General features: G+C 71.0%; 22 protein-coding genes and 1 tRNA gene. 16 read left to right on the forward strand and 7 right to left on the reverse strand.

Annotated features, from left to right (window positions below):
- Positions 1–149 precede the first annotated feature (149 nt).
- Entirely contained in the window at positions 150–1,055 is a 906-nt protein-coding gene (locus ABGA98_RS27985) for an AraC family transcriptional regulator (RefSeq protein ID WP_347621392.1), read from the forward strand.
- A gap of 106 nt (positions 1,056–1,161) precedes the next feature.
- Here ABGA98_RS27985 and ABGA98_RS27990 read toward each other — a convergent pair whose 3' ends face one another.
- Positions 1,162–1,290: a hypothetical protein gene (locus ABGA98_RS27990; RefSeq protein WP_347621393.1), complete on the reverse strand. Its 129-nt coding sequence runs from the start codon at positions 1,288–1,290 to the stop codon at positions 1,162–1,164.
- Between ABGA98_RS27990 and ABGA98_RS27995 the strand changes: the two genes are divergently transcribed.
- Entirely contained in the window at positions 1,285–1,437 is a 153-nt protein-coding gene (locus ABGA98_RS27995) for a hypothetical protein (RefSeq protein ID WP_347621394.1), read from the forward strand. The two genes, ABGA98_RS27990 and ABGA98_RS27995, sit on opposite strands and share 6 nt — an antisense overlap.
- An 89-nt stretch (positions 1,438–1,526) precedes the next feature.
- Positions 1,527–2,585 carry a cytochrome P450 gene (locus ABGA98_RS28000; protein WP_347621395.1) on the forward strand — a complete coding sequence of 353 codons (1,059 nt, stop codon included), beginning with the start codon at positions 1,527–1,529 and terminating at the stop codon, positions 2,583–2,585.
- A gap of 111 nt (positions 2,586–2,696) precedes the next feature.
- Here ABGA98_RS28000 and ABGA98_RS28005 read toward each other — a convergent pair.
- Positions 2,697–2,770, reverse strand: a tRNA-Pro gene (locus ABGA98_RS28005).
- A 97-nt stretch (positions 2,771–2,867) separates the two neighbouring features.
- On the opposite strand from ABGA98_RS28005, the gene ABGA98_RS28010 reads away from it, so the two are divergent.
- The 4 genes from ABGA98_RS28010 to ABGA98_RS28025 all read left to right on the forward strand — a co-directional run bounded on the left by ABGA98_RS28010 (position 2,868) and on the right by ABGA98_RS28025 (position 4,825).
- The gene (locus tag ABGA98_RS28010; RefSeq protein WP_347621396.1) at positions 2,868–3,293 is read left to right on the forward strand and encodes a hypothetical protein; all 426 of its coding nucleotides are present in this window, start codon (positions 2,868–2,870) and stop codon (positions 3,291–3,293) included.
- Positions 3,294–3,362: 69 nt separating this feature from the next.
- Positions 3,363–3,908 (forward strand): hypothetical protein, encoded by a 546-nt coding sequence (locus ABGA98_RS28015; protein ID WP_347621397.1) that lies wholly within the window; start codon positions 3,363–3,365, stop codon positions 3,906–3,908.
- A 5-nt stretch (positions 3,909–3,913) separates the two neighbouring features.
- On the forward strand, positions 3,914–4,624 hold the full coding sequence (locus tag ABGA98_RS28020; protein WP_347621398.1) for a hypothetical protein: 711 nt from the start codon (positions 3,914–3,916) through the stop codon (positions 4,622–4,624).
- Positions 4,625–4,630: 6 nt separating this feature from the next.
- Entirely contained in the window at positions 4,631–4,825 is a 195-nt protein-coding gene (locus ABGA98_RS28025) for a hypothetical protein (RefSeq protein ID WP_347621399.1), read from the forward strand.
- 158 nt (positions 4,826–4,983) lie between these two features.
- Here the strand turns inward: ABGA98_RS28025 and ABGA98_RS28030 are convergent, their stop codons facing one another.
- Positions 4,984–5,340: an ATP-binding protein gene (locus ABGA98_RS28030; RefSeq protein WP_347621400.1), complete on the reverse strand. Its 357-nt coding sequence runs from the start codon at positions 5,338–5,340 to the stop codon at positions 4,984–4,986.
- A 74-nt stretch (positions 5,341–5,414) separates the two neighbouring features.
- Positions 5,415–6,185, reverse strand: coding sequence for a SigB/SigF/SigG family RNA polymerase sigma factor (locus ABGA98_RS28035; RefSeq protein WP_347621401.1), 771 nt, complete (start codon positions 6,183–6,185; stop codon positions 5,415–5,417).
- 176 nt (positions 6,186–6,361) lie between these two features.
- Between ABGA98_RS28035 and ABGA98_RS28040 the strand changes: the two genes are divergently transcribed.
- A complete protein-coding gene (locus ABGA98_RS28040) occupies positions 6,362–6,718 on the forward strand; it encodes an STAS domain-containing protein (protein ID WP_347621652.1) in 357 nt (118 codons plus the stop codon).
- 3 nt (positions 6,719–6,721) lie between these two features.
- Here the strand turns inward: ABGA98_RS28040 and ABGA98_RS28045 are convergent, their stop codons facing one another.
- Entirely contained in the window at positions 6,722–7,438 is a 717-nt protein-coding gene (locus ABGA98_RS28045) for a GAF and ANTAR domain-containing protein (protein ID WP_347621402.1), read from the reverse strand.
- A gap of 58 nt (positions 7,439–7,496) precedes the next feature.
- Here ABGA98_RS28045 and ABGA98_RS28050 point away from each other — a divergent pair, with 58 nt between their 5' ends.
- From ABGA98_RS28050 to ABGA98_RS28060, 3 genes are all read left to right on the forward strand, one after another.
- Positions 7,497–9,332 (forward strand): SpoIIE family protein phosphatase, encoded by a 1,836-nt coding sequence (locus ABGA98_RS28050; RefSeq protein ID WP_347621403.1) that lies wholly within the window; start codon positions 7,497–7,499, stop codon positions 9,330–9,332.
- Positions 9,333–9,435: 103 nt separating this feature from the next.
- Positions 9,436–10,539, forward strand: a complete 1,104-nt coding sequence (locus tag ABGA98_RS28055) for a glycosyltransferase (protein ID WP_347621404.1) — start codon at positions 9,436–9,438, stop codon at positions 10,537–10,539.
- A gap of 149 nt (positions 10,540–10,688) precedes the next feature.
- A complete protein-coding gene (locus tag ABGA98_RS28060; protein WP_347621405.1) occupies positions 10,689–11,408 on the forward strand; it encodes a glycoside hydrolase family 16 protein in 720 nt (239 codons plus the stop codon).
- On the opposite strand, the gene ABGA98_RS28065 is transcribed toward ABGA98_RS28060, so the two are convergent.
- Entirely contained in the window at positions 11,393–12,460 is a 1,068-nt protein-coding gene (locus ABGA98_RS28065; RefSeq protein WP_347621406.1) for a helix-turn-helix domain-containing protein, read from the reverse strand. The two genes, ABGA98_RS28060 and ABGA98_RS28065, sit on opposite strands and share 16 nt — an antisense overlap.
- Before the next feature lie 75 nt (positions 12,461–12,535).
- Here ABGA98_RS28065 and ABGA98_RS28070 point away from each other — a divergent pair, with 75 nt between their 5' ends.
- The 5 genes from ABGA98_RS28070 to ABGA98_RS28090 all read left to right on the forward strand — a co-directional run bounded on the left by ABGA98_RS28070 (position 12,536) and on the right by ABGA98_RS28090 (position 17,888).
- Positions 12,536–13,453 (forward strand): proline dehydrogenase family protein, encoded by a 918-nt coding sequence (locus ABGA98_RS28070; protein ID WP_347621407.1) that lies wholly within the window; start codon positions 12,536–12,538, stop codon positions 13,451–13,453.
- Positions 13,453–15,078, forward strand: coding sequence for an L-glutamate gamma-semialdehyde dehydrogenase (gene pruA, locus ABGA98_RS28075; RefSeq protein ID WP_347621408.1), 1,626 nt, complete (start codon positions 13,453–13,455; stop codon positions 15,076–15,078). Before ABGA98_RS28070 ends, pruA begins: the two co-directional genes overlap by 1 nt.
- A gap of 128 nt (positions 15,079–15,206) precedes the next feature.
- A complete protein-coding gene (locus tag ABGA98_RS28080) occupies positions 15,207–16,166 on the forward strand; it encodes a GlxA family transcriptional regulator (RefSeq protein WP_347621409.1) in 960 nt (319 codons plus the stop codon).
- 2 nt (positions 16,167–16,168) lie between these two features.
- The gene (locus tag ABGA98_RS28085; protein WP_347621410.1) at positions 16,169–16,792 is read left to right on the forward strand and encodes a DJ-1/PfpI family protein; all 624 of its coding nucleotides are present in this window, start codon (positions 16,169–16,171) and stop codon (positions 16,790–16,792) included.
- 289 nt (positions 16,793–17,081) lie between these two features.
- Complete coding sequence (locus ABGA98_RS28090) at positions 17,082–17,888, forward strand: serine/threonine-protein kinase (RefSeq protein ID WP_347621411.1); 807 nt, start codon at positions 17,082–17,084, stop codon at positions 17,886–17,888.
- Between the two features lie 44 nt (positions 17,889–17,932).
- On the opposite strand, the gene ABGA98_RS28095 is transcribed toward ABGA98_RS28090, so the two are convergent.
- Positions 17,933–18,679 (reverse strand): lysophospholipid acyltransferase family protein, encoded by a 747-nt coding sequence (locus ABGA98_RS28095; RefSeq protein WP_347621412.1) that lies wholly within the window; start codon positions 18,677–18,679, stop codon positions 17,933–17,935.
- Between the last annotated feature and the right edge of the window lie 67 nt (positions 18,680–18,746).

An 18,746-nucleotide genomic window follows, 5' to 3' on the forward strand; every position in this document is an offset into this window, starting at 1 on the left:
CGATCGGTGCCATGGCCATGGCGGCGGTGGAATGAGGTGATTCCATCCAACCGGCTTGACCTGGGAGAACGTTAGAACGATCCTCGCCCGTACATGCACGATCCTCTCGCGTACGGGAACCACGCCCCGAATCGTGCTGCAATGGCCACATGCGGCTCGAAGAACTCCGCGATCAGCTGGTCCGGCATGCCCGGCCCGACTGGACCACCGCCATCGACGGTGTCCTCGTCTCGAAGATCGACCGTTCGGACCCGCCGGCGCTCTCGATGTCCGGCACGGTGCTGGCGGTCATCGCCCAGGGCGCCAAGCGCCTCGCGCTGGGCGACCGGATCTTCGAGTACGGCGCCGGACAGTACCTGGTCGCGTCCGTCGACCTGCCGATCACCGGGCAGTTCCTTCAGGCGAACCCCGAGCAGCCGGCGCTGGGCTTCGGGCTCACCCTGGAACCGTCCGCCGTCGCCGAGTTGCTGCTGGCGGCCGGGACTGGCGACCTTCCCCCCACCGGGGGCGGCGCGTCGCCGGGGATCGCCGTCAGCGACGCTCCGGCCGAGTTGCTCGACGCGGTGGTCCGGCTGCTGCGCCTGCTCGACGAGCCTCGCGACCAGGCCGTGCTGGCCCCGCTGATCAAGCGCGAGATCCTGTGGCGCGTGATCACCGGCGAGCAGGGTGCGACGGTCCGCCAGCTCGGCCTCGCCGACAGCGGTCTCAGCCACATCTCCCGCGCCGTGCGCTGGATCCGCGAGCACTACGCGCAACGCTTCCGGGTCGAGGACGTGGCGAGGCTGTCCGGCATGAGCGTCTCCGCCTTCTACCGCAACTTCCATGCGGTGACCGCGATGAGCCCCATCCAGTTCCAGAAGCAGATCCGGCTGCAGGAGGCCAGGCTGCTGCTCGCCATCCACCCGAACGACGTCACGGGAGTCTGCCACCGGGTCGGCTATGACAACCCGTCACAGTTCAGCCGGGAATACCGCCGCCAGTTCGGCCTGCCTCCCAGCCAGGACGCCGCGCGCCTGCATCACGCCGCGCGTACCCCTGCGAGTGCCCTCCCCTGAGCCGTCTCGGACGGGCGCTTCTCGCGTGTGCCCTCGGGAGGGCGCGTCAGATGGGGGTGACGGGTCCACCTCGCAGGAACAGCGGAAGCTGGTGCTTCAGGGCAGATCACACGACACCCGCCTGCAGCAGCACCGCCAACACGTTCAGGGCGACGGCAAGGACGCCGAGCCGGAGCCAGGCGATCGGATGGCCGAGGTCGAGGGTCCACGATGAGGAGCCGAGACGGTCGTGCACGAGCAGGGCCGGGTCGCGGCGGTTGACGTAGACGGCGCCGGCTTGCTGCCGATCCCGGCGGCGGACCGCGTGACCAGCAGCGCCGGGATCGTGACCATCGCGACGACGGCGACGAGCGCGCCCGCCGCCACGGTCAGGCGCGCGTAGGAACGACGCGCGGCGATGACGGCCGGATCGTCCACCCGCCTGCTCGCGTACACCGTCTGACGTTCGCCGACAGCCACCAAGGCTGGCTCGTGACCGGCCACGCGGCTGCCCGCGCGGTCCTGGCGAGCCCGCACTTCAGCAACCGGCCGGAGGGAGCGCACCCCGTGATCCCGGCCCGGATGGAGCTGGTCAAGGAGTTCCGGGTCCCGCCCGGGTTCTTCCTGCGCATGGACGCCCCCGAGCACACGCGCTTCCGCAAGCTGCTGGCCGGGCAGTTCACCGTACGCAGGATGAAACTGCTCGAACCCAGGATCGAGGAGATCACCAACGCCTGCCTGGACGAGATGGAGGCCGCCGGCGGCACCGTGGACCTCGTGCAGGCGTTCGCGCTGCCGATTCCGTCGCTGGTGATCTGTGAGCTGCTCGGGGTCCCGTACGAAGATCGTGCGCAGTTCCAGGAGGACTCCAACGTCCTGGTCAACCTCGAGACCAAGGCCGACGACGCCCGGGCGGCGATGCGGCGGATCTGGGCGTACCTGGGCGCACTCATCCAGCACAAGCGCAAGGAACCGGCCGACGACCTGCTCAGCGGACTCGTCGAGAGCGGAGAGCTGAACGACGAGGAGCTCGCCGGGGTCGGGGTCCTGCTGCTGGCCGCCGGACACGAGACGACCGCCAACATGCTGGGCCTGGGCACCTACGCGCTGCTCACCAACCCCGATCAGCTCGCCGCCATGCGCGACGACCCCTCGGCCATGGACAACGGCGTCGAGGAACTGTTGCGCCACCTCACGATCATCCACCCCGGCCTGGTACGCACCGCGCTGGAGGACACGGAGATCGAGGGCGTCGCCATCGAGGCGGGCGAGAACGTCGCCATCCATCTGCCCGCCACCAACCGCGACCCCTCCCGCTTCCCCGACGGAGATCGGCTCGACCTCACCCGGCCCGCCGGCGGGCACCTCGCCTTCGGCCACGGCATCCACCAGTGCCTCGGCCAGCAGCTCGCCCGCGCCGAGATGCGCATCGCCTACCCTGCGCTGCTGCGGCGCCTGCCTGGCCTGCGCCTGGCGGTAACACCCGAGGAGGTGCCGATGCGCTCGGACATGAGCATCTATGGAGTGCACCGCCTCCCTGTCACCTGGTAGGTCGTGAAGATCCCCGACTCCGGCGGATCGACGGTGACCGTTGATCGGACCGGAAACGACGAAAGCCCGTCATCTTGGAGAACTCTCCAGATGACGGGCTTTGCCCTACCGTCGGGACGACAGGATTTGAACCTGCGACCCCTTGACCCCCAGTCAAGTGCGCTACCAAGCTGCGCTACGTCCCGGTTGTGTCGGCCGCCCCCCCTGCGGGGCGGGACGTCATAACCTTAGCGCACATCGAAGGTGCACGCGTACACGGAGAGCGGGAGCGGAGGGGGCCGGGTGGGGCGTAAGCCGACCATTGATCGGGATGAGCTGGCCAGGCTGGTCGCCGAGGGGAGGAGCGTGCAGGAGCTGGCCGCTCACTTCGGTGTCAGCACGTCCGGGGTGTTGCAGGCCAAGCGGGCCGCCGGGCTGGCCAAGCCGATGCTCGACCACCGCGCCGCCGTCCCGTGGAAGCTGGCCCGCGCGCACGTCCAGTCGGGGCCCGCCACCAATCTGCGCAACCTGTCGGCGGCCGCTCAGGGGAAGCCGCCGGGGTCCGACCGGCTGAACACGGCGCTGCGCTGGGCGCAGCGGCTGGTGGACGAGGGGCTGGACGTGCGGTACGACCCCGATGCGGGATTCAGCGAGGTCCCCGCTTCACCAGCGGGCTCACATGTCGCAACGGTGCTGGCCGCGGCGCGGAAGGCGCTCGAAGCCAACTGAGGGCAAAAGTTTCGGCACGGCTCTCCCGGGAAGTCGCTGGTCTCGACAAAGAGACCGGAGGCGAACATCATGACCACCTACATCTGGGTGGCCGTCGTCGTCATCGCGGTGGTGGCGCTCGCCGCAGTTGCCTACGTGGCGCAGCAGCAGAGGCGCCGTCATCACCTGCGTGAGCGTTTCGGCCCCGAGTACGAGCGCATAGTCGCAGACCATGACAACCGCCGCGACGCCGAGCAGGAGTTGCTCGACCGCGAGCAGCGGCATTCCGAGCTCGACATCCGTCCCCTGCCGGAGGAGTCGCGGGAGACGTACGCCAACCGGTGGACCGAGGTGCAGGAGCGCTTCGTGGACGCGCCGGGCTTCGCGGTGACCGAGGCGGACCAGCTGGTCACCGCGGTCATGGCGGAGCGGGGATATCCGACGGAGGACTTCGAGCAGCGGCTGTCCGACCTGTCGGTGGGGCACGCGGAGACCCTCGATCACTACAGGACGGCTCACGAGATCAGCGGGCGGGCGGCCAAGAAGCAGGCCTCCACGGAGGAGCTCCGGCAGGCCATGGTCCACTACCGCGCGCTGTTCGAGGATCTGCTGCACGAGACCACGCGAGGACGGTGAAGGTGATGAGGAACAGCCACGACGAGCTGAAGGTGCCGTCGCAACGCGCTGACGAGGTCCGTGGCGACGACCGTGACGACGACCGGGCGGTCGCGGACCGCGGGCCCGGCGAGGAGGCCGGAGGGCCGATCGCCGGCCGTCTCGACGACATGGGGCGCGCCGACGGCCGCCCCGAAGGGCTGGAGCGCTCCGCCGACGCGTACGACCCCGCCGTTCCCGGCGCTGCCCCATCGGCCGGCCCGGGTGATGACGCCGCCCACCGGGACCCGTACGCGAGGGCCGGCGGCGACATGCCGGCCGAGCCCGGCCCGGTCGACGGCCAGGCCGAGCCCGAGGAGGTCCCGGCGCGCGCGGCTCCCCAGGACGTCGTCCTGTTCGACCAGGACCCCACTCAGGTGCAGGCGCGCTGGCGCGATCTGCAGGCGTCGTTCGTGGACGACCCCGGCGAGGCCGTACGGCGCGCCGACGGTCTGCTCGGCGAGGTGGTGGAGTCGTTCACCAGCAGCCTCACGAGCCGCACGGACGCCCTGCGGGACGGCTGGAAGGACACCGGTGCGCAGGACACCGAGCATCTGCGGCTGGCGTTGCGCGACTACCGGAACGTCCTGGAGCGCCTGCTCGCCCTGTCGGGAGCCCCCGGCCAGGGCACCGGCCCGGCGCCCGGACAAGCGCACGTCCACACGCACGACCAGGGCCACAGCCACGGGATGAGGTGATCTGACATGCTCGCGATAGTCGCGGCGATCGTCTTCGGGCTGGGCTTACTGCTCGACCTGCTGGGCGTGAACATCCCCGGAGGAGTCTCCGGTATGACGTTCGTCCTGCTGGGGCTGACCCTGCTGGCTCTGCACCAGGCGGGCATAGGCACGGCGAGCGTACGCAGCTACGGCGGCTGGCGTGGCCGGGCCAGGCGCTGACGGCGTGCGGTCCGCGCGCCGTCAGGGTGATGTGGCGGCGCGCGGTGTCGCGCGTCGCCGTTCTCCGGGTCACGCCGTGCCGCAGGCCCTTCGCCTGATCACGCATGGCCTGGAGTTCCGCCTCCGGGTCACGCATTCCGGGAGCCCTCTCCCCCGGGTCACGCCTTGCCGGGGAAGCGCATGACGACGCGGCTGCCGGCCTCTCCGGTGTGCACGATCAGCTCCGAGGAGAGCAGGCGGGCCACCCAGAGCCCCATGCCGCCCACGGCCCCCGGCAGAGGGCCGGGTTTCCATGGGCCCTTGTCGTGAACCTCGACGACCAGGTCGCCGCCGGCCGCCCACGTGCGCAGGAGGGCCTGATCGCCGCCGTGGGTGACGGCGTTGGTGGCGATCTCGTTGATCGCGATGACGAAGTCGGCGACGGCGTCCTCCGCCATGCCGGCCTCGCGGGCCTCCTCCTCGGCGAACTGCCGGACCTTGGGCAGGTCCGGCAGCCGGAAGCGTAGTCGTTTCACGGGCGCGCCGGGGGGCGGGCCCGTGTGGCCCGGCTGGGGCTCCACGTCCTCGTTCACCCGGCGACCGCCCCTGTTCAGCCGACGAGTTCGGCGCGTAGTTGATCGAGTACTTTGCGCAGGATGCGTGACACGTGCATCTGCGAGATCCCGAATTCGGCGGCGATCTCGGCCTGCGTCATGTTGCCGAAGAAGCGCAGCAGCAGGATGTGCTTCTCCCGGGAGGGCAGGGCGTCGATGAGCGGCTTGACGGCCTCCCTGTCGACCATGGTGCTCAGCGTGTCGTCGTCCTCGGGGATGACGTCGCCGAGGGAGGCCGCGTCGTCGTCGGTGCCGAGCGGGGCGTCGAGCGACAGGGTGCTGTAGGCGGCAGAGGCGTCGAGCGTGAGCAGGACGTCCTCTTCGGTGATGTTCATCTTCGCCGCGAGTTCGGCGACGGTGGGCGACCTGCCGAGGTCCTGGCTGAGATCGGCGACGAGCCTGTTGAGCTCGGAGCGGCGTTCCTGGTAGAGGCGCGGCACCCGGATGGCCCAGGTGCGGTCGCGGAAGTGCCGTTTGACCTCACCGGTCATGGTCACGACCGCGTAGCCCCTGAACGCGTGCCCGAGGCTGGGGTCGAAGCCGTTGACGGCTTTCATCAGGCCAACATATGCGGCTTGGAGAAGGTCCTCCAGTGGTTCGCCCCGGTAGCGGTATCGCCTGGCGATCTCCATGGCGAGCGGACGGTGCATTTCGACGATGCGCTCGCGCAGCCGCTCGCGGTGGCTGCTGGAGGTGCCCTCCCTGACCATCTCGGCCAGGAGCTCTTCCGCGCTCATCTCCTCGAGGATGTACTCCTGCACAGCCATGGCTGCTCCTCGTATGGCTCGCAGGCGGCCTCCACCCAAGCAGAAAAGCCCAGGCAGAGGCACGCCTCGCTCAACTCTCGAGACGGAAGCCCTCTGCTGGACCTCGCGAGAAGTGTCCCCCGTGCCACCAGAAGTATTCCTCCCTGGCGTGGTGACAGTAGGGTTGCTCCGTGACAATGCCGGAAAACGGCGACGGGCCCGCGGCGGCTCTGAGCCTGACGTCATCGACCGTCGACTCGGTCACCGTGGTGCGGGTCGACGGTGTGCTCGACGCCACGACGCGCGAGCAGTTCGCCGACTACCTGTCGTTGGCGGGCACCGATCTGATCCTCGATCTGGCCGGAGTGACGTTCATGGACTCGCGCGCGCTCGGTCTGATCGTGCACCACTGGCAGACGAGTCTGACCTCGGGCGCGAAGTTCGCGCTGATCGGGGTCGAATACTCCAAGTCGAAGGTGATGTGGATCACGGGGCTGGCCCAGCGCCTGCCGATCTACGACACGGTCGACGACGCCCTGGCCGCCATCGGGTGAGGCTCAGCCCTTCGACTTGCGCTGGTGCTCCTCGACCAGGAGCCTGGCCAGGTCGGCCACCTTGACCTGGTGGTGCTGGGAGATCCTGCGCAGTTCCTCGAAGGCGGCCTCGGCCGTGCATCCGCTGGTCTGCATGATGATGCCCTTGGCCTGGTCGATCACCGACCGGCCGGCGAGGGCCTCCTGCAGCTGGGCGGCGTCCGTACGCACCTCGTCGAATTCCGAGAGGTTGGCCATGGCCACCCCGAGTTGCTCGGTGAGCATGTCGGAGAGCGAGTGGGCGCCCTGCGGCGAGAACGCGCCGGGGCGCACCGAGTAGAGGCCGACGACCAGCACGGCGGGCGCCACGTCGATGGGGACGGCCAGCACCGAGCGCACGCCCCAGCGGGTGGCCAGCGCGTCGTAGCGCGGCCAGCGGGTCTCGGTGAGCACGTCGGCGACGGTGGCCCGCCCGCCGCTCTGCCTGGCCTCGGTGGACGGCCCCTCCCCCAGCTCGTGCTCGCCTTCGACGAGCATGATGAGCTCGCTGTGCGAGCCGGAGACCAGGACCCGATGATCGCGCCAGTGCTCGGCGGAGGCTCCGGAGCAGCCGGGCACTCCTGCGGTCAGCGCGGTCGTCAGGCCGCGCAGCACGCTCTCCGTCGAGGTGTCCTCACCGAGGCGGCCCAATGCCGCCAGGTCACGGGCGAGTCCGGGGGTGAGCATCGCGGTGGATTCCATAGCAACAAGCCTCTACCCCTTATGGCTAGCATTATCCCGCGTGGCGTAGCGTCAGACCATGACCACGCCGGACTTCGAACACGCGCTGGACGCGCTGGCCGGGCGCGTCTCATCGCTGCGTGCGGCGAGGGCCGCCTATCCCTCGGACCTCGCGCCCACGCTGGACGCGGCGCTCGCGGAGCTCGACACCGCCGCCGAGCTGCTGGCCGAGGCCAGGGAGCAGTTGCGCAAGTCCCCGAAGCGGGGAGGGGCGAAGAAGGACGGCGGCGCGCAGCGCGAGCTGAAGTTGCTGCGCCAGGTGTTCAGGGCCTTCCCCGTGCCCGTCATCGTCCTCGACGGCGGCGGCGTGGTGCGGCGGATCAACCCGGAGACCTCACGGATGCTGGGCAGCCCCGACGGCTACCTGGTGGGCCGGTCGTTCCCGCTGCTGGTGGACGTGTCGCGGCGGGCGGCGTTCCGGTCGCACCTGACGTCGGTGCTGCAGACCGGGCAGCCGTCGGCGTTCGAGACCCGGCTGGCGCACCAGGGGCGCACGCACACCGTGCAGCTGGCGATGACCAGGCTGACCATGCCGGGCGAGCCGCAGCAGATGGTGGCGGCGGTCGCGCTGCCGGTCGAGGTGCAGTTGCCCGAGCCGGGCGCGCGCAGGCCCGAGCAGTCCGACGGAGCGCTGCTGCTGGCGGCGGCCAAGCGGCAGGACCTGCTCGTCAAGATGGCCACGTTGCTGCTCGACGAGGAGGCGCTGCGGCGTCCGGTCGCGCTCCCGCGGGCGACGCGCCTGCTGGCGGCCGAGTGGGCCGACTGGGTGATCGCGGACGTGGTGCGCGACGGGGCGCCGCGTCGTTCGGCCGTGATGGCGCCGAAGGACCAGCCTCTCGGTGAGCTCGCCCGCCAGGTGGAGTCGGCCGACCCGGCGACCAGCCAGGTGGTGCTGCAGGTTCTCGACCGGGGCTCCGGCGTGGTGCACGAGATGGTCGAGGACGAGACGCTGCTCGGTTTCTGCGCCGACGGGCCGGTGCTGACGGCGATGGGCGCGAGCTCGCTGCTGAGTGTCCCGATCGGGGGCGCCGACGGCGTGCTGACGCTCGTACGCACGCACGACAGGCAGCCGTTCGCGCTGGCCGACCTGGCCGTCATGCAGGAGGTGGGGCTGCAGCTGGGCCTGGCGGTACGCGCGCAGAGCAGTTTCCAGAGCCGCGCGCGGGCGGCCGACGCGCTGTCGGCGAGCGTCGCGCCGCGCAACCTGCCCGACATCCCCGGCTACGAGGCGGCGGCCGTCTACCACCCGGGGTCGTCGGTGGGCGCGGAGTTCTACGACGTGTTCCCGGTCGCCGGCGGGTGGGGGTTCGCGTTCGGCGGCGCGGCGGGCAAGGGCGAGGAGGCCGCGTCGGTCACCGCCATGGTGCGGGGCGGCCTGCGGGTGCTGAGCGTCTGGGAGTCCGACCCCGACCTGGTGATGCGGAAGGTCAACGAGGCCCTGGTCGCCCAGGGTTCCGGCCTGTTCGTGATGGCCGTGGCGGGGTTCGTGCAGGGCCGTACGATCCGGCTGTCGTCGGCGGGGCACCATCCGGCGGTGCGGGTGGGCAACGACGGCACCGTGCGCTTCGTCGCGGGCGGCGGCGTGCCGCTGGGCATCGCGGCCGAGGCGGAGACGCAGGTCGAGACGTTGACGGTCCCTCCTGGCGAGACGCTGGTGTTCTATTCGGAGGGCCTGGTCTCCTCCAGGAACGCCGGGGGCGAGCCGTACGGCGACGAGCGGCTGGCCGACGTGCTCGGCCGGTGCGCGGGCCAGTCGCCGTCCACCGTGGTCAAGGCGGTGGAGGCGGACCGGCACGCGTTCTCGGAGGGCCAGGTGTGGGATGAAATCGTGGTGTTCGCGCTCCGAGGTGTCTGATCTGTAGGGGTTTGCGTTTCCGCCGAACCTGGGTATGGTCGATGCAGAACGACGTGCCTAAGACGCAGGCACACCTTTGAAGCTTTCCACGCTGGGGTGTGCCATGAATATCGCGATCGTCGCTTCGTCCAACGGAAACCAGCGCCACCGCATCATGTCGGTCGCACGTGAGCTGGGGCGCGAACACCACGTCACGATCTACTCCCGCCGTGACGACGCCGAGGGCAGGCCCAGGACGCGGGTGGCCCCGGGAGTCACCCTGGAGCACATCGACGTGGGCCCGGCCTGTGATCTTTCCGCGAACGACGTGGTTCCCTACCTCAACGACGTCGGCGCCCACCTGAAGAAGCGCTGGCGCCAGGACAGGCCCGACATCATCCATGCCCACTCGTGGACCAGCGGCCTGGCCGCCGTGGCGGGCGCCAAGGGGCTTGACGTGCCGGTGACGCAGACGTTCCACACGGTCGACACCGCGCACCAGAAGCTGGAGCGGGCGCTGGGCCGCCGGGCCAACGCGGTCATCGCCGGCTCGGGTGACGAGGAGTCGGCGCTGATCCGGCTCGGGGTCCCCCGCCACAACATCGCCATCGTCCCCTACGGCATCGACATAGAACGTTTCCAGCGTCGCGGCGCGGTCGCCACGAAGGGCTCGCGCAAGCGGCTCCTGCACGTCGGCCCTCTCTCGACCGAACGCGGCGCGCACACCGTCGTGCGGGCGCTGCAGGGTCTCGGCGACGTGGAACTGGTCATCGCCGGCGGACCCGACCCCGAGGAGCTGGAGAACGACCAGGACGCGCAGCGCCTGCGGGACCTGGCCGAGCAGCTCGGCGTGGCCGACCGGGTCACGCTCCTCGGTCAGGTGAAGCGCACCTCCGTACCGAAGCTGATGCGCAGCGCGGACGCCGTGGTGTCGGTGCCGCGGGAGGCCGTCACGGGGATCGTCGCCCTGGAGGCGATGGCCTGTGGCGTGCCGGTGATCGCCTCGGCCGTCGGCGCCCACCTGGACTCCATCGTCGACGGCGTCACCGGCCTGCTGGTGCCGCCCGACCAGCCGGCGCGCACCGCGCGCCTGGCACGCGAGCTGCTGTGGGACCCGACGTTGCGGACCGCGCTCGGCTACGCGGGGGCCGACCGGGCGCGCTCGCGCTACTCCTGGGAGCGGGTCAGCCAGGAGCTGGTACGCGTCTACGAGGCGGCCTGCGCCTAGACGCACCCCATCACTCCGGCAGGCGGCGCGAGCCGCCTGCCGGCACCATGTCCGGAGCGCCGTGACCGGTCCGCTGGTGTATGTGACGAAACTGACTGATGTGACGGATGGGGTGTTATCAGAGTGAAATCTTTGCTTCGATGGAGCGCATGTCCCAACGCAGTCCGATCCTGGCGGCCGCGGCGCTCGCATGCGTCGCCGCCCTCCCCCAGACCGCGCAGGCACAGACGACGGGCTGGGGCGACCCGGTCCTCGTGGAGCACTTCAACGGCTCGTCGATCAACACCAAGAAGTGGATGATCTACCACTCCCCCGAGGCCGAGCGGAACCCCCGCACCGGCAAGGCCGCGTCCGTCTCGAACGGCGTGCTGCGCCTCAAGGGCGGCATGTACGGCGGCAAGGACCTGTCGGGCGGCGTGGCCACCCGGCTCGCGCAGGAGTACGGCCGGTGGGAGGTCAGGTTCAAGGCCGAGGCGGGCGCCGGGTACACGCCGGTGGCGCTGCTGTGGCCGACGCGGCAGGGTGAGGGCGGCGGCTACGCCGAGGTCGACTTCGCCGAGATCGTCGACCCGAAGCGGCAGGGCGGCGGCATCTTCGTGCACGACGGGCACAGCCGGGCGCGCAAGACGCTGAAGGCCGACTTCACCAAATGGCACACGGTGGCGGTCGACTGGCTGCCGGGCCGGCTGACGGTCTGGCTGGACGGCGAGAAGTACTGGGACTACCGCGGCGCGCACGTGCCCAGCGGCCGCCGCATGGGCCTGGCGCTGCAGAACGACGTGGTGTGCGAGCCCCGCTGCCGCGACTCCTCCACGCCCCGCACCGTGTCGATGTACGTCGACTGGGTGAAGGTCTACCGGGCGTCCTGACCGCGCAGCCTGGCGGCCTTGAGACCGAGGTGCACGGCCAGGCGGTCGTCGCCGTCCGACAGATCCCTGCGGGTGAGGCGCTCGGCCTTGCCCAGCCGGTAGTAGAGCGTCTGGCGGTGGATGCCGAGCTCGGCGGCGGTCTTCTGGGCGTGGCCGCCGCGGTCGAGATAGGCCTCCACCGTGTGGGCCAGCTCCCCGTCGAGGGCCGCGGTCTCGGCCGCCAGCTCGCGCAGGTCGGACGGGCCGAGCCGGGCCAGCAGGCGGTGCACGCCGAGGTCCTCCCACCGGGCGACCGGCGCGTGGCGGGGGAAGTGCTCGGCGATGCGCAGGGCGTGGCGGGCCTCGCGCCAGCTCAGCCAGGCCTCGCCCGGGTCGTTCCGTGGCCCGCCGATGCCGGCCGCGGTGCCGTACGCGCTCTGGAGGGTCTGCGCGACCTCGCCCGCGAGGTGCGCGGGGGCGAGCAGGGCGACGGGTGAGCCGGCGCGGGCGAGCACGCCGCGCGGCAACGTCCAGAGGGCGGCCACGCGCTCGTGCGACTCGCGTACGGCGACGGCCGCGACCGGGCCGGGAACCTCGATGGCGGCCTCGGCGCGCTCCTCGGGGTCGGGCGAGAACAGGCCGAGCAGCCCGCGCCCGACGTCCTGCCGGCTCCTGGCCTCCTGGGCGAGCACGGCGGCCGCCCTGGCGACGAGCGGCGCGACGGCGTGCAGGGTCGCGTCGCCCAGCTCGCCCGAGTCGAGCAGCCACAGGTAGCCGTAGGTGACGCCGCGATGGCGCAGCGGCCAGCAGACCCTCGCCAGGACCCGCAGCTCGGCGTCCGCGGGGATCCTGACCGGGCCGTCGGCCCCGGCGATGCCGTAGCGCTCGAAGTAGTCGCGCACCTCGCCCGTCGCGCGCCTGCGCAGGATCGACTCCTGGCGGACCGTGTCGATGGCGCCGTGCTGCGCGCCGTAGGCCAGCAGCCGGAACGAGCGGTCCTCCAGCGTCGCCGACGCCCCCAGCCGGGCGGCGATCTCGTCGACGATCTCTTGCAGGTCTGCCGATTTGTGCATGTGTATGACAGCCTGCCACATCCGGCGTTACGCGCGTCGATGGCCCCCGCTGAGCTGGGTTTTTAGACTGGACGCATGCTCCGTCACCTGCTGCTCGCCGCCTCCAGGAGCGGTGCCGTCCGCCGCGCCGTGTCGGGCTTCCCGCCCACCAGGAGAGTGGTCGGGAGGTTCGTCGCCGGGGAGGGTGTCGAGGAGGCTCGCGACACGGTCGAACGGCTGCGCGACACCGGGCTCGCCGTGACCGTCGACCATCTCGGCGAGGAGACGTGCGACGCGCGGGCCGCGGCCGCCACCACGGACGCCTACCTCACCCTGCTCCGCGCGATCAGGCCGCTGGAGCTCGGCGCGAGGGGCGAGGTGTCGGTGAAGTTGTCGGCACTCGGGCAGCGGCTCGACGAGACCATGGCGCTGGAGCACGCCCGCGAGATCTGCGCCGCCGCCGCGGTCACCGGCTCGGCCGTCACGCTCGACATGGAGGACCACACCACCGTCGACTCCACCCTGGCCGTCCTGCGCAAGCTGCGCGAGGACCATCCTTCGACGGGCGTGGCGATCCAGGCCTACCTGTTCCGCAGCGAGCAGGACTGCCGCGACCTGTCCTCCGAAGGCTCCCGGGTACGCCTGGTCAAGGGCGCCTACCGCGAGCCCGCCTCGGTCGCCCACCAGGGCCGGACCGCCGTGGACAAAGCGTACGTACGATGCCTGCGCATCCTCATGGCGGGGAAGGGTTACCCCATGGTGGCGACGCACGACGATCGCATGATCGCGATCACGGAGCTGCTCGCCGACCGGTTCGGGCGGACGATCGGCGACCACGAGTTCCAGATGCTCTACGGAATCAGGACCGACCTGCAGGAGGCCCTGGCGGGGGCCGGCCACACGGTCCGCGTGTACGTGCCCTACGGCGACGACTGGTACGGCTATTTCATGCGCCGTCTCGCGGAGCGTCCGGCCAACGTCGCCTTCTTCCTTCGTGCCCTTGGGGGTAAGTAATGGATGCCATCAGCAACGTCCCCGTCCCCGCCAACGAGCGGGTGTACGGCTACGCGCCCGGCAGCGCCGAGCGGACCACGCTGGAGGACCGCATCAAGGAGCTGGCCGGGTCGCAGACCGACCTGACCATGACCATCGGAGGCGAGCAGCGCATGGGCGGCGGCGCTCCCATCGACGTGGTGCAGCCGCACAACCACGCCCACGTCCTGGGCCGCACCAACGACGCTACGGCTCAGGACGTGCGGGACGCCGTCGACAGCGCGCTGCGGGCGGCGCCCGCCTGGCAGGCGCTGCCGTTCGACGAGCGGGCGGCGATCTTCCTGAAGGCCGCCGACCTGCTGGCGGGGCCGTGGCGGGCCACGATCAACGGCGCGACCATCCTGGGCCAGTCGAAGTCGGTGCACCAGGCGGAGATCGACGCCGCCTGCGAGCTGATCGACTTCCTGCGGTTCAACGTGTCGTACGCGCGGCAGCTCTACGCCCAGCAGCCGAACTCATCGCCCGGCGTGTGGAACAGGATGGAGTACCGCCCGCTCGAAGGGTTCGTGCTGGCGATCACGCCGTTCAACTTCACCGCCATCGCCGGAAACCTGCCGACGTCGGCGGCCCTGATGGGCAACGTCGTCGTCTGGAAGCCGTCGCCCACCCAGCAGCTCGCGGCGCACTACACGATGCGGCTGCTGGAGGCCGCGGGGCTGCCGCCCGGCGTGATCAACCTCGTCACCGGCAACGGCCATGCCGTCTCCGAGGTGGCGCTGGCCCACCCCGCGCTGGCGGGCATCCACTTCACCGGCTCGACCGGCACGTTCCAGCACCTGTGGCGCACGATCGGGGCCAACATCGCCTCTTACCACGGCTATCCGCGCATCGTCGGCGAGACCGGCGGCAAGGACTTCGTGCTCGCCCACCCGTCGGCCGACCCTGAGGTGGTCTCGACGGCGCTGATCAGGGGCGCCTTCGAATACCAGGGGCAGAAGTGCTCGGCCGCCTCGCGGGCGTACGTGCCGCGGTCGGTCTGGAACCGCATGCGCGACGACTTCGTCTCCGTGACCGAGTCGCTGAGCGTGGGCGACGTGGCGAGCGACCTGTCGACGTTCATGGGCGCGGTCATCGACGGGCGGGCCTTCGCCAAGCACAAGGAGGCCATCGACCGGGCCAGGGCGTCCTCGACCATCGACGTGCTGACCGGCTCGTACGACGACTCCGTCGGCTATTTCGTGAAGCCGACCATCATGGAGTGCGCCGACCCGGCGGACGAGATCTTCGTCAAGGAGTACTTCGGGCCGATCCTCGGCGTGCACGTCTACGACGACGGCGACTTCGACGCGGTGCTCGACCAGATGGAGGGCATCGCCCCGTACGCGCTGACCGGGGCGGTCATCGCCCAGGACCGCTACGCCATCAAGGCGGCCAGCGACCGGCTGCGCTTCGCGGCGGGCAACTTCTACGTCAACGACAAGCCGACGGGCTCCATCGTCGGCCAGCAGCCGTTCGGCGGCGCGCGCGCCTCGGGCACCAACGACAAGGCGGGCTCGATCTTCAACCTGATCCGCTGGGCGAACGTCCGCACGATCAAGGAGACCTTCGTCCCGCCGACCGACCACCGCTATCCGCACATGGGCTGATCGTCCCCCGAACGCCCCCGGCCACCGCGTGTGCCGGGGGCGTTCGTCGTGCGGGGAGCCGGACGGATGGCGTGATCTGCAATGAATGTGTCGTTGACGCCACCATGCCGCGCGACCAGCATGAAAGCATGCAGCGACGCATCCTGGTGGTCGTCTTTCCCGGCTTCCAACTGCTCGACATGGCCGGGCCCGCCGACGTGTTCGCGACGGCGGCCCTGATCGCGCGCGGCTGCTACCGGGTCGAGGTGGCGGCCGTGGGCGGCGGCTCCGTGCCGGCGGGGAACGGCGTCACCGTCATGGCCGCGCCGCTCGGCGAGGTCGAGGGGCCGGTCGACACGCTGCTGGTGGCGGGCGGGTGGTCCGTGCCGCAGCAGATCGCGGACGGCGAGCTGGTCGCGCAGGTGGCCCGGCTGGCAGGATCCGCCCGGCGGGTCGCCTCCGTCTGCAACGGCGCGTTCGTGCTGGCCGAGGCCGGGCTGCTGGACCAGCGGCGGGCCACCACGCACTGGCTGGCCGCGGACGAGCTCGCGGCCCGCTACGCGTGCGTCGAGGTGGACCCCGATCCGCTCTACATCGAGGACGGCCGCGTCTGGACGTCCGCGGGCGTCCTGTCCGGCGTGGACCTCGCGCTGGCGCTGGTGGCCAGGGACCACGGCCACGAGCTGGCCCGCGACGTCGCCCGCGGGCTCGTGGTCTACCTGCACCGGCCGGGCGGGCAGAGCCAGTTCAGCACGCCGATGCGGGCCATGACGCCGCGCAGCGAGCCGATCAGGGAGCTGCAGGCCCACATCGACGCCAACCCCACGGCCGACCTCAGCGTGGCCGCGCTCGCCGCGCTCGCCGGCATGAGCGAGCGCCACTTCTCCCGCGTCTTCACCGAGCAGACGGGCCTGTCACCCGGCCGGTACGTCGAGCGCAGCCGGGCCGACGCCGCCAGGCGGCTCCTGGAGGTCACCGGTCACCCGCTGGCCACGGTGGCGAGGGAGTCGGGGCTCGGGACGCCGGAGACGCTCTACCGCGTCTTCCGCCGCCACTGGCGGATCTCACCCGGCGACCACCGTCGCCGGTTCCAGTCGAAGGAGAGTTGACCATGCAGGTGGCCATCCCGCTCTATCCCCGTTTCACCGCACTGGACGCGGTCGGGCCGTACACCGTGATGGCCTTCGCGCCGGGCTGGACGGTCACGTTCGTCGCGGAGGAGCCCGGCCCCGTCACCGACGACCAGGGCACGCTCACGCTGGCCGCCACGGCCTCCTACGCCGACATGCCCCGGCCCGACGTGATCGTCGTGCCTGGCGGCCTCGGCACCCTGGACGTCATGGGTGACACCGCGCTGACCGGCTGGATCCGGCAGGCGCACGAGCACACCATGTGGACGACCTCGGTGTGCAGCGGCTCGCTCCTCCTGGGTGCGGCGGGGCTGCTGGAGGGGCTGAAGGCGACCACGCACTGGGCCCTGCTCGACTTCCTCAAGCAGGTCGGCGCCCAGCCGGTCAGCGAGCGTGTCGTCACGGAAGGCAAGATCGTAACCGCGGCCGGGGTGTCCGCGGGCATCGACATGGCGCTGACGCTGCTGGCGCAGGCCACGGACGAGCCGACCGCGCAGAGCGTGCAGCTGGTGATCGAGTACGATCCGCAGCCGCCCTTCACGAGCGGCTCGCCGAAGACGGCGCCGGAGGGGCTGACCGAGCGCGCGCTCCGCCTCCTCGCCTGACCGGCGCCCGGGTGACGAGCCCGGGTGGCGAGCCCGGGTGACGAGCCCGGGTGACGAGCCCGGGTGACGAGCCCGGGTCCTGCGCCCTCCACGTGCGCACGTGTCAGGCGCTCTCCTCGCCCGCCTGCGTATGCCTGGCAGCGGTCGGGCTGGTGTGGCGCGCTGTGTCGGATCGAATTTCTAGGCCGTTGACCAGCACACCCGCACATTCCGACATATCCAGATCACGTTAGGCACCCAAAGGCCTGTGTTGAAGTGACATGATTATCCCCGAGCTTGAGGGGATGGTATGCGGGAGATCGGCGGACGGTACCTCCTGAACGAGGAGGCCGGTCGTGGGGGTATGGGCGTCGTCTGGCGCGCGTTCGATCAGCTTCTCCACCGTACGGTGGCGCTTAAGGAGCTGACCTTGGCCGGCGAGGCCGAGATGGTGCGCCGCCGGGTGCTGCGTGAGGCCAGGATGGCTGCCGGGCTGACGCACCCCAACATCGTCACGGTGCACGACCTGATCGAGGAGGGCGGCAAGCTCTGGATCGTGATGGAATATCTCGACGGGCTCTCGTTGCACCAGTTGCTCTCCCAGGTGGGCACGCTGCCCGCGCAGTCGGTGGCGGCCATCGGCCAGCACCTGCTCGCCGCGCTGCGCACCGCCCACCAGGCCGGCGTGCTGCACCGCGACGTGAAGCCGGCCAACGTCATGCTGACCGGTGACCGGGTGGTGCTGACCGACTTCGGCATAGCGACCGCCGAGGGCGACATCCGCATGACGACGTCGCGGCGCCTGCGCGGCACGCCCGCGTTCATGGCGCCCGAGCGGCTGCACGGCGGGCCGGCCAGCAAGGAGGCCGACATGTGGTCCTTCGGCGCCACCCTCTACAGCGCCGTCGAGGGCCAGCCTCCCTATCCGGGGCAGGACGCCGCGACCGTGCTCGGCATGGCCCGCAGCGGGCCCTATCCGCCGCCGCGGCGGGCAGGCGTGATGCGCCCGCTGATCGACGGGCTGCTCCACCACGACCCCGTGCGCCGCTACACCCTGGAGCAGACGGCGGGTTTATTGGCGGGCATGCGCGCCAGCGCCTACCAAGCAGCCATCTGACACCCCCGCTCCGATCACCGGGCGGGGGTCACGCGCGTCGGCGGTCAGTCCTTCTTGGCCCGGGCCTCCGCCTCGGCCGCGTCCATGGCCGCCGCCTCCTCGGGGGTCGGCGCGGTGCCGCCGAGATGGGCGGGCTGCCACCACACGCCCTGCGGCACCTCCGGATAGGTGTGCTGCGCCCGGTCGACCAGCTCCGACAACCGCGTGTGCAGGTCCGTCACGTGATCGTTGACGTTCTCGCCGCGTTTGGGGTGCATCGGCTCGCCCACCAGGATGGTGAGCGGCACGTGCCGCTGCAGGAGCTTCTTCGGCCGCCCCTTGGTCCACAGCCGCTGGCTGCCCCACAGCGCCACCGGGATCACCGGCACGTTGGTCGCCTGGGCCATCCGGATCGCGCCGTTCTTGATCTCTTTGACGGTGAACGACCGGCTGATCGTGGCCTCCGCGAAGACGCCCACGATCTCACCGGCCTTGAGCATGCGCAGCGCCGTCGCGTACGAGCCCGCGCCCGCCCCCCGGTCGACGGGGATGTGGTGCATGCCCCGCATCAGCGGGCCGGAGATCCGGTGCTCGAACACGTCCTGCTTGGCCATGAAGCGCACCAGCCGCTTCGACGGCAGCGCGGCGAACCCGGCGAAGATGAAGTCGAGGTAGCTGATGTGGTTGCTCACCAGCACCGCTCCCCCCGTCTGCGGCACGTGTTCGGTCCCCTCCAGGTGGAAGCGGATGTCGAGCACACGAAAGAGGGTCCGCGCGGCGGCGATCACCGGCGGGTACACGATCTCAGCCATGACCAGAAGGTAGCTGTTCAGGCGGGTCTCACGGTAGTCGGGGCCCGAGGCGCAAGGTGACGGCCTC

The sequence above is a fragment of the Nonomuraea sp. B1E8 genome, assembly GCF_039871515.1.
Taxonomy (GTDB): domain Bacteria; phylum Actinomycetota; class Actinomycetes; order Streptosporangiales; family Streptosporangiaceae; genus Nonomuraea.

Bases quoted from the DNA above. Each gene is read 5' to 3' on its own strand.
- ABGA98_RS28070 (WP_347621407.1), top strand. From the start codon at position 12,536: ATGCTCCGTCACCTGCTGCTCGCCGCCTCCAGGAGCGGTGCCGTCCGC.
- ABGA98_RS28095 (WP_347621412.1), bottom strand. From the start codon at position 18,679: ATGGCTGAGATCGTGTACCCGCCGGTGATCGCCGCCGCGCGGACCCTC.
- ABGA98_RS28020 (WP_347621398.1), top strand. From the start codon at position 3,914: ATGAGGAACAGCCACGACGAGCTGAAGGTGCCGTCGCAACGCGCTGAC.
- ABGA98_RS28045 (WP_347621402.1), bottom strand. From the start codon at position 7,438: ATGGAATCCACCGCGATGCTCACCCCCGGACTCGCCCGTGACCTGGCG.
- ABGA98_RS28080 (WP_347621409.1), top strand. From the start codon at position 15,207: ATGCAGCGACGCATCCTGGTGGTCGTCTTTCCCGGCTTCCAACTGCTC.
- ABGA98_RS27985 (WP_347621392.1), top strand. From the start codon at position 150: ATGCGGCTCGAAGAACTCCGCGATCAGCTGGTCCGGCATGCCCGGCCC.
- ABGA98_RS28060 (WP_347621405.1), top strand. From the start codon at position 10,689: ATGTCCCAACGCAGTCCGATCCTGGCGGCCGCGGCGCTCGCATGCGTC.
- ABGA98_RS28085 (WP_347621410.1), top strand. From the start codon at position 16,169: ATGCAGGTGGCCATCCCGCTCTATCCCCGTTTCACCGCACTGGACGCG.
- ABGA98_RS28015 (WP_347621397.1), top strand. From the start codon at position 3,363: ATGACCACCTACATCTGGGTGGCCGTCGTCGTCATCGCGGTGGTGGCG.
- ABGA98_RS28065 (WP_347621406.1), bottom strand. From the start codon at position 12,460: ATGCACAAATCGGCAGACCTGCAAGAGATCGTCGACGAGATCGCCGCC.
- ABGA98_RS28050 (WP_347621403.1), top strand. From the start codon at position 7,497: ATGACCACGCCGGACTTCGAACACGCGCTGGACGCGCTGGCCGGGCGC.
- pruA (WP_347621408.1), top strand. From the start codon at position 13,453: ATGGATGCCATCAGCAACGTCCCCGTCCCCGCCAACGAGCGGGTGTAC.
- ABGA98_RS28055 (WP_347621404.1), top strand. From the start codon at position 9,436: ATGAATATCGCGATCGTCGCTTCGTCCAACGGAAACCAGCGCCACCGC.
- ABGA98_RS28025 (WP_347621399.1), top strand. From the start codon at position 4,631: ATGCTCGCGATAGTCGCGGCGATCGTCTTCGGGCTGGGCTTACTGCTC.
- ABGA98_RS28090 (WP_347621411.1), top strand. From the start codon at position 17,082: ATGCGGGAGATCGGCGGACGGTACCTCCTGAACGAGGAGGCCGGTCGT.
- ABGA98_RS28035 (WP_347621401.1), bottom strand. From the start codon at position 6,185: ATGGCTGTGCAGGAGTACATCCTCGAGGAGATGAGCGCGGAAGAGCTC.
- ABGA98_RS28040 (WP_347621652.1), top strand. From the start codon at position 6,362: ATGCCGGAAAACGGCGACGGGCCCGCGGCGGCTCTGAGCCTGACGTCA.